At 70.8% G+C, this 13,122-nt stretch carries 9 protein-coding genes; 7 read left to right on the forward strand and 2 right to left on the reverse strand.

Annotation, left to right across the window (positions count from 1 at the left end; translation table 11 throughout):
* On the reverse strand, positions 1 to 1,092 hold the full coding sequence (gene cydB, locus ASG53_RS07820; protein ID WP_056131171.1) for a cytochrome d ubiquinol oxidase subunit II: 1,092 nt from the start codon (positions 1,090 to 1,092) through the stop codon (positions 1 to 3).
* A gap of 31 nt (positions 1,093 to 1,123) precedes the next feature.
* A complete protein-coding gene (locus ASG53_RS07825; RefSeq protein ID WP_056131174.1) occupies positions 1,124 to 2,611 on the reverse strand; it encodes a cytochrome ubiquinol oxidase subunit I in 1,488 nt (495 codons plus the stop codon).
* A 595-nt stretch (positions 2,612 to 3,206) separates the two neighbouring features.
* On the opposite strand from ASG53_RS07825, the gene ASG53_RS07830 reads away from it, so the two are divergent.
* The 7 genes from ASG53_RS07830 to ASG53_RS07860 all read left to right on the forward strand — a co-directional run bounded on the left by ASG53_RS07830 (position 3,207) and on the right by ASG53_RS07860 (position 13,050).
* Complete coding sequence (locus ASG53_RS07830; RefSeq protein WP_056131177.1) at positions 3,207 to 7,061, forward strand: Rne/Rng family ribonuclease; 3,855 nt, start codon at positions 3,207 to 3,209, stop codon at positions 7,059 to 7,061.
* Positions 7,058 to 7,741 carry a GNAT family N-acetyltransferase gene (locus ASG53_RS07835; RefSeq protein WP_082543908.1) on the forward strand — a complete coding sequence of 228 codons (684 nt, stop codon included), beginning with the start codon at positions 7,058 to 7,060 and terminating at the stop codon, positions 7,739 to 7,741. Before ASG53_RS07830 ends, ASG53_RS07835 begins: the two co-directional genes overlap by 4 nt.
* Before the next feature lie 361 nt (positions 7,742 to 8,102).
* The gene (gene rplU / locus ASG53_RS07840) at positions 8,103 to 8,411 is read left to right on the forward strand and encodes a 50S ribosomal protein L21 (protein ID WP_174269741.1); all 309 of its coding nucleotides are present in this window, start codon (positions 8,103 to 8,105) and stop codon (positions 8,409 to 8,411) included.
* A gap of 76 nt (positions 8,412 to 8,487) precedes the next feature.
* Positions 8,488 to 8,745, forward strand: a complete 258-nt coding sequence (gene rpmA, locus ASG53_RS07845; RefSeq protein WP_056131185.1) for a 50S ribosomal protein L27 — start codon at positions 8,488 to 8,490, stop codon at positions 8,743 to 8,745.
* A 113-nt stretch (positions 8,746 to 8,858) separates the two neighbouring features.
* Positions 8,859 to 10,418: a GTPase ObgE gene (obgE, locus tag ASG53_RS07850; protein WP_056131187.1), complete on the forward strand. Its 1,560-nt coding sequence runs from the start codon at positions 8,859 to 8,861 to the stop codon at positions 10,416 to 10,418.
* Between the two features lie 136 nt (positions 10,419 to 10,554).
* Positions 10,555 to 11,667, forward strand: a complete 1,113-nt coding sequence (gene proB, locus ASG53_RS07855) for a glutamate 5-kinase (protein ID WP_056131191.1) — start codon at positions 10,555 to 10,557, stop codon at positions 11,665 to 11,667.
* Between the two features lie 87 nt (positions 11,668 to 11,754).
* Positions 11,755 to 13,050 (forward strand): glutamate-5-semialdehyde dehydrogenase, encoded by a 1,296-nt coding sequence (locus tag ASG53_RS07860; RefSeq protein ID WP_056131192.1) that lies wholly within the window; start codon positions 11,755 to 11,757, stop codon positions 13,048 to 13,050.
* The last annotated feature ends 72 nt before the right edge of the window (positions 13,051 to 13,122 follow it).

Below are 13,122 nucleotides of genomic sequence, written 5' to 3' on the forward strand. Positions count from 1 at the left end.
TCAGCGCGTGCCCTGCGGCTCGGTGCCCTGCTGCTCGGCGCCGGGTGCCTCGGCGCCGCGCGGCGGTGTGAGCGACGGCAGCCCGATGGGCTCAGGGATGTGGTGCGTCCCGATCCGCTTGCGGAACACCCAGTACGTCCAGGACTGGTAGATCAGCACGAGCGGGGTGAGGAACAGCGCGACCCACGTCATGACGGTGAGGGTGTACTCGGTCGACGAGGCGTTGCGGATCGTCAGGGAGTTCGCCGGGTCGTTGCGGGCCGGCATGACGTCCGGGTACATCGAGCCGAAGATCAGCACGACGGCGGCGAGGATCGCGACGGCCGAGAAGAGGAAGGCCCAGCCTTCTCGTGCCCGGGCGTTCGCGACGACGACGGCGACGAGCGCGGCTGCTGCGACGGCGACGGCTCCCCAGGTCCAGGTGGCCCCGTAGGCCAGCTGGGCCCAGAGCGCCCAGCCGCCGGCGGCGACGACCGACGCGAGAGACGTGGTGCCGGCGAGGCGACGAGCCCGGCCTCGGATGTCGCCCTCGGTCTTGAGGGCGACGAAGACGGCGCCGTGCGTGAGGAACAGCAGCATGGTCACCACGCCGCCGAGCAGCGCGAAGGGGGAGAGCAGCGCGAAGAACCCGCCGGTCACCGTGTGGTTCGCGTCCATCTCGACGCCGCGGACGAGGTTGGCGAAGGCGACACCCCAGAGGATCGACGGCAGCCACGAGCCGATGATCACCGAGGCGTCCCACCGCCGGCGCCATGCGGCGTCGTTGATCTTCGAGCGGTACTCGAAGCCCATGCCGCGGACGATGAGGCAGATGAGGATGACGAACAGCGGGATGTAGAACCCCGAGAACAACGAGGCGTACCACTCCGGGAAGGCCGCGAAGGTGGCGCCGCCAGCCGTCAGCAACCAGACCTCGTTGCCGTCCCAGACCGGGCCGATGGTGTTGATGAGGACCCGGCGGTCCTTCTCCTCGCGCCCGAGGATCGGCATGAGCATGCCGACGCCGAAGTCGAAGCCCTCGAGCACGAGGTAACCCGTCCACAAGACGGCGATCAGTACGAACCAGAGCACCTGGAGCGTTTCGAGGTCCATGTCTGTGTCCTATTCTCGCGAGCGCGACGGGTCAGTAGGCGAAGGACAGCGGACGGTCGGCCGCGTCGTCGTCGGAGCGGGCTTCGGGTGAGTCGTCGTGGACGGTCTCCGGAGCGCCCTCGACCATGTAGCGCCAGATGAGCCGGCCCCAGATGATCGTCAGGACCGTGTAGACGAGCGTGAAGATCGCCATGGAGGCGAACACGACCCCGGCACCCTGGGCGAGGGAGACGCCCCGCTCGGTGAGCATGCGGATCTGGTCGATCCCCGTGGGGTTGGGCACCACGACCCACGGCTGACGTCCGGCCTCGGTGAAGATCCAGCCGAAGGCCGAGGCGAGGAACGGGGTCGGGATCGCGATCAGCGCGACCCGCGCCAACCACGGGTTGTCGGTCACACGGCCCTTGCGGGTGAGCCACAGCGCCATGAGAGCCAGGGCTGCGGACCCGACGCCGAGGCCGATCATCAGGCGGAAGCTCCAGTAGGTCAGCGCGAGGTTCGGCGAGTAGTCGATCGGGTTGCCGGCGGCGTCGGTGTCGCCGTAGCGATCCTGCATCTGCTGCTGGACCTCGTTGACGCCCGGCAGGGGCGCCGTGAAGGAGCCGTCGGCGAGGAAGCTGGTGAGACCAGGGATCTCGAGGACGTGCGTGACGTCCTCGCAGCTGTTCGCCAGGTTGCCGATCGACAGGATCGAGAACGGCGCACCTCCGGGCGAGGACTCGCAGAGAGCCTCTGCGGCTGCCATCTTCATCGGCTGCTGCTCGAACATGAGCTTCGCCTGCGCGTCACCCGAGACGGCGATGCCGGCGCCCGAGACGATCATGACGACGAGCCCGAGGATGACTGCCGGGCGGTAGACGTCGCGCGCCACGTCCTTGCGTCCGCGCCGGACCTCCCGGACCATCCACCAGGCGGCGATGCCTGCCACGAAGGTGCCGGCGGTGAGCCAGGCTGCGGTGATGGTGTGGGGGAAGGCGGCGAGCAGGGTGTTGTTGGTCAGCACCGCCCAGATGTCGTTCATCTCGGCGCGCCCGGTCTCGGCGTTGAAGGTCGCCCCGACAGGGTGCTGCATCCACGAGTTCGCCGCGAGGATGAAGAAGGCCGAGAGGTTGGTGGCCAGGGCGACGGCCCAGATGCACGCGAGGTGGATCTTCTTGGGGAGCTTGTCCCACCCGAAGATCCAGAGCCCGAGGAACGTCGACTCGACGAAGAAGGCGGCGAGGGCCTCCATGGCGAGCGGTGCGCCGAAGACGTCACCGACGAAGCGGGAGTACTCGCTCCAGTTCATGCCGAACTGGAACTCCTGCACGATCCCGGTGACCACGCCGATCGCGAAGTTGATGAGGAGCAGCTTGCCGAAGAACTTGGTCAGCTTGAGCCAGCGCTCGTTGCCGGTCCGGACCCAGGCGGTCTGCATGATGGCGACCAGGGGTGCGAGCCCGATCGTCAGAGGTACGTAGAAGAAGTGATAGACGGTGGTGATGGCGAACTGCCACCGTGCTATGTCCAAGACGTCCACGGTGCTCCTGGTGTGTGGGTGGGGGCGCGGGTGTCACCGCACGGCTCGAGATGACGTTATGCCGTGAAGATGTAGGGGCGTGGGACCAAGGTCCCTGCTCCGTGCGGACGAGCCTCCCGGTCCTGTGACCTAGGTCTCGGGCGGTGCCGTAGGTGGTGTGAGCACGGTCGGCGCTGCCTGGTATCGAGGGCGTCGTGGGCGCTCTCGGACGTGCTGCCAGTCTGGCCCCGCGGGCTGGTCCGGCACCAGACCCGGTGCGGCCGCGCGGCAGACCGGGTCGGCCGGTGCTCCCGACACGCCTCGGGCGGACGCACGACGGGCGCCGCAGGGCTCCTGTGCGATACTGAACGAGGCTCAAGGGCCCCACACGCCTTCGATGCCGAGCTTGTGAACGCAGCACGTGCGAATCGCGGATTGTGTCGCGCCGCAGTCGGGAGAATGGCCCGACCGCCTGGCGCACACCGTCGCTCGCCCCTGCCGCGTATCCACACCGACGACTTCCGTCGCGGCACACCTGTGCTGACGACGACTGAACCGCCATGGTGGCGCCGCACGTGTGGGGCGGAGCCCTACCAGGGCACATGGAGCACACCACGTGACGCTCGACAACACGACCACCCCTGACAGCACAGACGCGACAGCGAAGAAGCCGGCGCGACGCCGGGTGACCCGCGCCGCAGGAAATGCTGCAGGCACGCCAGCCCCCGACTCCACCCAGGCGGCACCTCCCGCCACTCAGGCCGCGGCCTCAGACACCCAGGCGGCACCTGCCGCCGCGCAGGCCGCCCCGGAGCAGCCCGCCGAGAAGCCCGTCCGCCGTCGCGCGACGAGCAAGAAGACCTCCGCAGCGACCGAGACCTCGGCAGCCGAGCAGGCCCCCGCAGCACAGCGGGCCCCCGCAGCGCAGACCGCCGCGACGGCGCCTGCTGAGACCCCTGCCGCAGACTCTGCACCCGCTGCACCCGCGAAGGCACCCCGCCGCTCGCGCAGGGTCGTCAAGACGACCGAGCAGCTCGACGTCTTCGCCGAGCTCTCGCCCACGACCACCCCGGTTGCCGAGGCAGCACCGACGACGCCGGTCGCCTCATCGCAGCCCGAGGCGCAGCAACCGGCGACCTCGTCGCAGACCACCGCAGACGAGCCCACGGCATCGACAGCCCCGGCTGCCCCGGCACGGCGCCGCCGCGCCGCCACCCGTCCGGCGTCGAGCGCGACACCCACGACCAGCGCGACACCGACGACCAGCACGGCTCCGGCAGCCCAGGAGCCCGCCGAGCCTGCTCCGGCCGCAGCGGCGGCCCCGGCCGCCGCCACGGCGGACCAGCCTGCCGAGCCGACCACGACGAGCGGCCGCGCCCCGCGCCGGTCTCGCTCGCGTGCCGCCGCACCGGCGACCACCCCGAGCCACGAGGAAGAGGTCGCGAGCCTCGACGTCGTCGCGTCGATCGAGGCGCTCGCCGCTGAGCCTGCAGCACCGGCCCGCCGGAGCCGCCGCGCCACGAGCGCCGCGCCGACGACCACAGCCCCGGCCCTCTTCGAGGACGCCGAGGTCACCCGCCCGCGCCGTGCCGCGACCCGCAGGGCCGCCGCCCCCGCACCCGTCGAGGCTGAGGCCGCCGAGGCCTCGGCACCCGTCGAGGCCCCGGTGGCCGCTGCGGCCACGACCGCTCCTGCCACGACAGCTCCGGAGGCAGGCTCGGCCGCCGAGGCCCCGCGCAAGACGCGCAGCCGTCGCTCGCGCTCTGCCGAGCCCGTCGAGACACCCGCCGCACCCGTCGCCGAGCGCGCTGCGGCACCTGAGCAGGTCCAGGCCGACGAGGCCCCCGCCGAGGAGACTCAGGCACCGCGCCGCACGACAGCGCTGCTGTTCCAGGCTCCGGACCCGGAGGCCGCGCGTCCGCGTCGTCGCCGCGCGCAGACTCCCGCAGGTCCGCCCAAGGCGGTCTCCGAGGCTGCTGCCGCTGCCGCAGACGAGGTGCTCGAGGACGAAGACGCCGAGTCGACCGAGGACGTCCTCGCGCTCGACGCGAGCCTGGACGCCCTGACCCCGGCGACCGAGGACGAGGGCACGGACGCCTCCGAGGACGACTCCGACGACACCGAGGACGAGGACGACAACGGCCAGCCGCGCCGTCGCCGCCGTCGTGGTGGTCGCGGACGCCGCAACCGTGGTGGCTCGGACTCGCGCGACGAGGACTCCCGAGACTCTCGTGGCGCCAGCCAGGACGACGAGTCCTCCGAGGACTCCGACCACGAGGACGACGACGAGGAAGAAGGCTCCGACGAGCCCCGCGGCCGCTCGGAGAACGGGCGCTCGCGCTCGCGTCGCCGTGGCCGTGGTGCGACTCCCGCCCAGGACGCCGACACGCAGGACGACGACTCCGAGAGCTCCTCGGACGAGGAGACCGACTCCGACGAGCACGACGACTCGGACGACTCCGCGTCGAGCCGTCGCCGTCGTCGTCGCCGTCGTGGGTCGCGCGGCTCGGACAGCGAGACTGCTCCCGCAGCCGCGTCCTCGGGCCGCAGCGCAGGTGCCAGCACCAGCAGCCGCAGCGGTCGCACAGGCTCCGACGAGGTCACCGCGCTCAAGGGCTCGACCCGCCTCGAGGCCAAGCGCCAGCGTCGCCGCGAGGGCCGCGACGCCGGTCGTCGCCGGTCGATCATCACCGAGGCCGAGTTCCTCGCCCGCCGCGAGGCCGTCGAGCGCTCCATGATCGTCCGCGAGCGGAACGGTCGCACGCAGATCGCCGTGCTCGAGGACGGTGTGCTCGTCGAGCACTACGTCTCGCAGCAGTCGCAGGCCTCGATGGCCGGCAACGTGTACCTCGGCCGGGTGCAGAACGTGCTCCCGAGCATGGAGGCCGCCTTCGTCGACGTCGGCAAGGGCCGCAACGCCGTGCTCTACGCCGGTGAGGTCAACTGGGATGCCCACGGTCTCGAGGGCGCACCGCGCCGGATCGAGCAGGCGCTCAAGTCGGGCGACTCTGTCCTGGTGCAGGTCACCAAGGACCCGATCGGCCAGAAGGGGGCCCGCCTCACCTCGCAGGTGACCCTCGCGGGTCGCTATCTCGTCTACGTCCCCGGCGGCGGCATGACGGGCATCTCGCGCAAGCTCCCCGACACCGAGCGTGCCCGCCTCAAGAAGATCCTCCGCGAGGTCGTCCCCGAGACCGCCGGCGTCATCGTCCGCACGGCGGCCGAGGGTGCGAGCGAAGAGGAGCTGCGTGCCGACATCGCCCGTCTGCAGGGGCAGTGGGAGGCCATCGAGAAGAAGTCCAAGACCGCGTCGGCGCCTGCTCTGCTCCAGGGCGAGCCGGACCTCGCGATCCGCGTGGTGCGCGACATCTTCAACGACGACTTCAGCTCGCTGACGATCTCGGGTGACGGCGCGTGGTCGGAGATCTCCGAGTACGTCAACGCCCTCGCCCCCGACCTCGCCGGGCGCGTCAAGCGCTGGACGAGCGAGAAGGACGTCTTCGCCGAGGCGCGGATCGACGAGCAGCTGGCCAAGGGCATGGACCGCAAGGTCTGGCTGCCCTCGGGTGGTTCGCTCGTGATCGACCGCACCGAGGCGATGACCGTCGTCGACGTCAACACCGGCAAGTTCACGGGATCGGGCGGCACGCTCGAGGAGACCGTCACGAGGAACAACCTCGAGGCGGCCGAGGAGATCGTCCGGCAGCTGCGCCTGCGCGACATCGGCGGGATCATCGTCGTCGACTTCATCGACATGGTCCTCGAGTCCAACCGCGACCTCGTGCTGCGCCGCATGGTCGAGTGCCTCGGTCGCGACCGGACCAAGCACCAGGTCGCCGAGGTGACCTCGCTCGGGCTCGTGCAGATGACCCGCAAGCGTGTCGGACAGGGCCTCGTCGAGGCGTTCTCGGAGACCTGCGACCACTGCAACGGCCGCGGGTTCATCGTCCACGACGAGCCGAACGAGAAGCACTTCCAGGGCGGCTCCCAGCCGTCGGGTGCTCAGGTCGCGGCGCAGGCTGCGGCCTCGGCTCCCGCCGACGGCGACAGCAAGCGCGCCCGTCGCAAGCGGGGTGCCAAGGAGACCGAGACCGTCCCGGCGGTCCCCGTGCTGCCCGAGGCTCGCGAGGCCGTCAAGGCCACGCTCGCGACGATCGCCGCAGCGGCGGCGCACGCCCACGAGCACGACGACGAGCACACCGACGGCGCCGAGCACGGAGCCGACGAGCACGGCGCAGGCGTCGAGCAGGGTGTGGTCGTGACTGTCGACGTCGAGACCGCCGAGGTCGTCGACGTCCGTCAGCACGGCACGGAGAGCGTGACCGAGGCGCCCTCGGAGAGCGTCGAGCAGCCTGGTGCCGGTGAGATCCAGGAGTCTCGGCGTCCTGTCCTCGACGTCGTGGCCGAGCTGCGCTCCGTGCGTCGCCCGGTCTCCGGCCAGGGCCGCGGAGAGCAGACCGACCAGCAGTGACCCAGACGGGACGTGGGGCTCAGGACCGGGGGACCGGTGAGCCCGCAGGCTCCCAGACGCCGCAGGCGCGGACGACACCGTCGTCCGCGCCTGCGGCGTCTCCCGTGGTGCTTCGGCCGTGGCAGGCGGAGGACCTCCCTGTCTACAGGGAGTGGTTGCGCCCGCACCACGAGTGGCACCTCTGGGACGGGCCGTACTACGCGCGCCCCACCGACGACGAGGCCGACGAGATCGTCGCCCGCCGTGCTCGCGAGATCGAGACGGACGGGGCAGCGGCGTCCACGCCAGACCTGCCCCCGCGGTCGCTCGTCGTGGCGAGCGCTGCCGACGGGAGCTTCTGGGGGACCGTGAGCTGGTACTGGGAGTCCCAGGAGACCGAGTGGGCGCGGATCGGTGTCGTCCTGCACGACCCGGCCGTGCGTGGCAGGGGAGCGGGGACCGCCGCGATCGAGCAGTGGACCACCCTGCTCTTCGCAGCCACAGGCTGGCGGCGGCTCGACCTCGCGACGTGGTCGGGGAACCACGCGATGTCCCGGGTGGCCGAGAGGCTCGGGTTCACGCTCGAGGCGCGGTTCCGCAAGGCGCGCGTCGTCCGCGGCGAGGTCTACGACTCGCTCGTCTACGGCGTGCTCCGGGAAGAGTGGGCGCAGTGGTGCCACGACGGCGGAGCTGGTCGCTGACGACAGACGTCGAGCCCGGTGCTGGGCTCGAGCCCGGGCGCCGGTGAGTGCTGTCTCACAGGGCTGACCGCCCCATGGTGGTGGAGACTCGCCCCCGAGTAGGGCATGATGGTCCACGGAGCCTGACGGCTCCGTCTGTGCGCAGGTCGTGCAGGCACCTGCGAGCCAGACACCGAGAGCTGGCGGCAGTGCTAGCAGTGGCATTTGACCCTGAGCGCAAGATTCCGTAATCTTGAACGTCGGCGCGTACTGATTCGCGCTGGTCCCCGTGTGCTCCCTGAGTCTCATGACGCAGTCAACGACCACGTCTTCGATTCAGGTGATGAGCATGCCGCAGACACTAAGAGAGATGAGCAGCAACGTGGTGTACGCGATCGTCAAGGCCGGTGGCCGCCAGGAGAAGGTTTCCGTGGGCGACGTCGTCGTCGTCGACCGACTTTCCGGCGACGCTGGCGAGTCCATCGAACTTCCCGCGCTGCTTCTGGTCGACGGGGAGAAGGTGACCACCAAGGCAGCAGACCTCGCCAAGGTCAAGGTCACCGCGGAGATCGTCCGGGACGAGAAGGGCCCGAAGATCACCATCCTCAAGTTCAAGAACAAGACCGGTTACCGCAAGCGTCAGGGTCACCGTCAGCAGCTGACCCGCCTGAAGGTCACCGGCATCAAGTGATTTCCTCGTCGCGGTAGGCCTGGCCTCCTGCGAACGAACTCGTCAGACACTCTTCAGCAGGAAAGCAGGTTCGGCCATGGCACACAAGAAAGGCGCGAGCTCCTCGCGCAACGGTCGCGACTCGAACGCACAGCGTCTCGGTGTCAAGCGTTTTGGCGGTCAGGTCGTCAGCGCTGGTGAGATCATCGTCCGCCAGCGCGGCACCCACTTCCACCCCGGCAACAACGTCGGACGTGGCGGGGACGACACGCTCTTCGCTCTGACCGCCGGTGCGGTCCAGTTCGGCACCCGTCGTGGCCGCAAGGTCATCGACATCGTCGAGGCTGGCGTCTGAGCTTCAGACTCCTAGATCTTCCGCAAGAGGGGCGCACCGGTTCGGTGCGCCCCTCTTGCTCATGCACGCCCCACACTGCCCTCGCGGCAGCTCGCTCGATGATTGGTTGACCGATGGCTTCGTTCGTAGACCGCGTAGTCCTGCACGCCACAGGCGGCAACGGCGGGAACGGCTGCGCCTCGATCCGCCGCGAGAAGTTCAAGCCCCTCGCCGGCCCTGACGGCGGCGCCGGCGGTATGGGTGGCAGCGTGATCCTGCGCGTCGACGGTCAGGTCACCACCCTCCTCGAGTTCCACCACCTGCCGCACCGCAGCGCCCCCTCGGGCACCCAGGGCATGGGTGACTACCGTCAGGGCGCCAACGGCGAAGACATGATCCTGTCGGTCCCCGACGGCACCGTCGTCAAGGACACCGACGGCAACGTGCTCGCCGACCTCGTCGGCATGGGCGCGGAGTACGTGGTCGCCGAGGGCGGGCACGGCGGGCTCGGCAACAACGCGCTGGCCTCGAAGGCCCGCAAGGCTCCCGGTTTCGCTCTGCTCGGAGAGCCCGGCTCGGAGGCGTCCGTCGTCCTCGAGCTCAAGACCATCGCCGACGTCGCGCTCGTCGGCTACCCGAGCGCCGGCAAGTCCAGCCTCATCGCCGCGATCTCGGCCGCACGGCCCAAGATCGCCGACTACCCCTTCACCACCCTGGTGCCGAACCTCGGTGTCGTGCAGGCGGGCTCGTCCCGCTACACGGTCGCCGACGTCCCCGGGCTGATCGAGGGCGCGAGCGAGGGCAAGGGCCTCGGCCTGGAGTTCCTCCGTCACATCGAGCGCTGCGCTGTCCTCGTGCACGTCCTCGACTGCGCGACCCTCGACCCGGGCCGCGACCCGCTGAGCGACCTCGAGGTCATCGAGCAGGAGCTCGCGGCCTACGCGCCCGACCTCCAGTCCGACGGCACCCGCGTCCCGCTCAACGAGCGGCCCCGCGTCGTCGTGCTCAACAAGATCGACGTCCCCGAGGCACGCGACCTCGCCGAGCTCGTCCGCCCCGAGTTCGAGGCGCGCGGCGTCAAGGTCTTCGAGGTCTCGGCAGCGAGCCACGAAGGGCTCAAGCAGCTCACCTACGTGCTCGCCGAGTACGTCGAGCGTGCCCGCAAGCTCGCCCCGAAGCCGAGCATGGCCCGCACGATCATCCGGCCCAAGGCTGCCGACGGCTCCGAGTTCACCGTCCAGCGCAAGGAGTCCGGCGGCCAGACGTACTTCGAGATCCGCGGCACCAAGCCCGAGCGCTGGGTCCGCCAGACGGACTTCGCCAACGAGGAGGCCATCGGCTACCTCGCGGATCGTCTCGCGGTCCTCGGCGTCGAGAAGCAGCTGTTCAAGGCTGGCGCTGTCGCGGGTGACGAGGTGCGCATCGGCCCCGAGCACAACGCCGTGATCTTCGACTGGGAGCCCACCCTCGTGACGGGCGCCGAGCTCCTCGGTGGCCCGCGAGGCACGGATGCGCGCTTCGCCGAGTCGCAGTCCAACCGCCCGACCCGTGGCGACAAGCGCCGCGAGTACACCGAGCGCATGGACGCCAAGGCCGAGGCCCGCGCCGAGCTGTGGACCGAGCGCGAGCAGGGCATCTGGACCGACCCCGAGATCGACGCAGACGCTCCTGTGGACAGCCCCTCCAAGGACTGACCGCCTGCGCGAGAATGGTCCGGTGAGCGACACCGGAACTTCGAGCGACGACCTTCAGACCGCACCTGCAGCCCCGCCGGCCCCGCCGCGCGGGGCTCTGGCGCCTCGGGAGGTCCCCGTGACGCCACGCTCGCTCATGGGTTCTGCCCGGCGCGTGGTGGTCAAGGTCGGCTCGTCGTCGCTCACCGCGGCTGACGGTCGGCTCGACGTGCAGGCGCTGCGCGACCTCGTCGAGGTGATCGCCGCACGGCACGCAGCCGGCCACCAGGTGGTCCTCGTGACGTCGGGCGCGATCGCCGCAGGCCTCGGCCCGCTCGGGCTGACCTCACGCCCGAGCGACCTGGCGACAGCCCAGGCTGCCGCATCGGTCGGCCAGGGGCTGCTCGTCGCCCGGTACACCGAGGCCTTCGCCGCGCACGGCATCCGGGTCGGGCAGATCTTGCTCACGGCCGAGGACACCGTCCGGCGCGGTCACTACAAGAACGCCCAGCGCTCGCTCGAGCGGCTGCTCGACCTCGGGGTCGTGCCCGTCGTCAACGAGAACGACGCCGTGGCGACCGACGAGATCCGCTTCGGCGACAACGACCGCCTCGCCGCGCTCGTCTCGCACCTCGTCCGCGCCGACGCGATGGTGCTCCTCACCGACGTCGACGGCCTGTACGACGGACCGCCCTCACGGGCCGGCACCCGCCAGATCCCTGAGGTCCGCAGCCCCGCGGACATCGAGCACGTCGAGGTGACAGGTCGGGGCAGCTCGGTCGGCACGGGTGGGATGCTCACCAAGCTCGAGTCGGTGTCGATCGCGACGCAGTCCGGGATCCCCGTGGTCCTCACCAGGTCCTCCAACGTCCAGGGCGCGCTCGACGGGTCGCCCGTGGGCACCTGGTTCCACGCGACCGGGCGACGGACCACGCGACGGCGTCTCTGGCTCGCCTACGCGGCCAAGAGCCGTGGCCGGCTCGTGCTCGACGACGGCGCTGTGCGCGCCGTCCTCGGTGGTTCTGCCTCGTTGCTCCCGGCGGGGATCACGGGGGTGGAGGGGGAGTTCGAGTCCGCCGACCCTGTCGAGCTCGTCGACACCGAGGGTCGGGTGGTCGCCCGTGGGTTGTCGGCCTACGACGCGGCAGAGATCCCCGGCCTGATGGGCCAGACCACCGGTGACCTGCGCGACGCCCTCGGGGCCGGCTACGACAGGGCTGTGGTCCACCGCGACGACCTGGTGCTCGTCCGTCGGCCGCGGAAGGTCTGACGCGGTCGGTGCCCGGTCATCCGTCTCGGCCGGACCACCCAGCGGGACGTGGGTGACTCCACGACCGCGGGTGGCTAGCCTGGGGGGATGACTCAGGTAGCCGACGCAGCAGCGCTCCACGACGTGACCGAGGCCGTCCTCGAGACGGCCCGCCGGGCGAAGATCGCCTCGCGGACGCTGGCCACGGCCACCCGTGCGACCAAGGACGCGGCCCTCGGTGCCCTCGCCGACGCCCTCGTCGCGAACGCCGAGGAGATCGTCGCGGCGAACGAGATCGACCTCGACAGGGGGCGGTCCAACGGCACCTCGCCCGGTCTGCTCGACAGGCTCGCCCTGACCCCCGAGCGCATCGGCGCGATCGCCGACGCCCTGCGCGAGCTCGCCTCCCTCCCTGACCCCGTCGGCGAGGTCGTGCGCGGCTCGACCCTCCCCAACGGCCTCCGGCTGCGGCAGGAGCGCGTCCCGATGGGCGTGGTCGGGATGATCTACGAGGCACGCCCGAACGTCACCGTCGACGCTGCCGGCCTGGCGCTCAAGAGCGGCAACGCCGTGATCCTGCGCGGCGGCAGCGCCGCAGCCAGCTCGAACGAGGTGATCGTGCGGGTGCTCGCCGACGCCCTCACGGCGCAGGGGCTCCCGGCCGACCTCGTCCAGTCGATCGACGCCTACGGGCGACCCGGCGCTGTCGCCCTCATGCATGCTCGTGGCCTGGTCGACGTCCTCGTGCCGCGCGGGGGAGCGGACCTCATCCAGACCGTCGTCCGCGAGTCGACGGTCCCCGTCATCGAGACGGGGGTGGGCAACTGCCACGTGTTCCTCGACGCCTCGGCCGAGCTCGAGACGTCGATCGCGATCGTGCTCAACTCCAAGACGCACAGGGTCGGGGTCTGCAACGCCGCCGAGACGCTGCTCGTGCACGCCGACGCCGCGCAGGCGCTGCTGCCCGGTGTGCTCGCCGCGCTCGGTGCTGCCGACGTCGTGGTCCACGCCGACCCGCTCACCGCCGCGCTCGCCCCCGAGGGTGTCACCGTCGTCCCGGCGACCGACGAGGACTGGGCCACGGAGTACCTCTCGCTCGATCTCGCGGTGCGGGTCGTGGCTGACCTCGACGAGGCCATCGACCACGTGCGCACCTGGACCTCGGGGCACACCGAGGCCATCGTCACGAAGGACCTGCGGTCCTCGGAGCGCTTCGTCGCGGAGCTCGACTCGGCGGCCATCATGGTCAACGCCTCCACGCGCTTCACCGACGGCGGGCAGTTCGGGCTGGGTGCGGAGATCGGCATCTCGACGCAGAAGCTGCACGCGCGCGGACCGATGGGGCTCGCCGAGCTGACGACCACCAAGTGGGTCGTCAACGGCGACGGTCACATCCGCTCCTGACCCGCCGCGCGACCTGCACGGACGTCCTGCCGTGCGAACCTGGTACGTCTCCAGGCTGAAGGTCAAGACGTC

Source organism: Sanguibacter sp. Leaf3, from assembly GCF_001425965.1.
Lineage (GTDB): Bacteria > Actinomycetota > Actinomycetes > Actinomycetales > Cellulomonadaceae > Sanguibacter > Sanguibacter inulinus.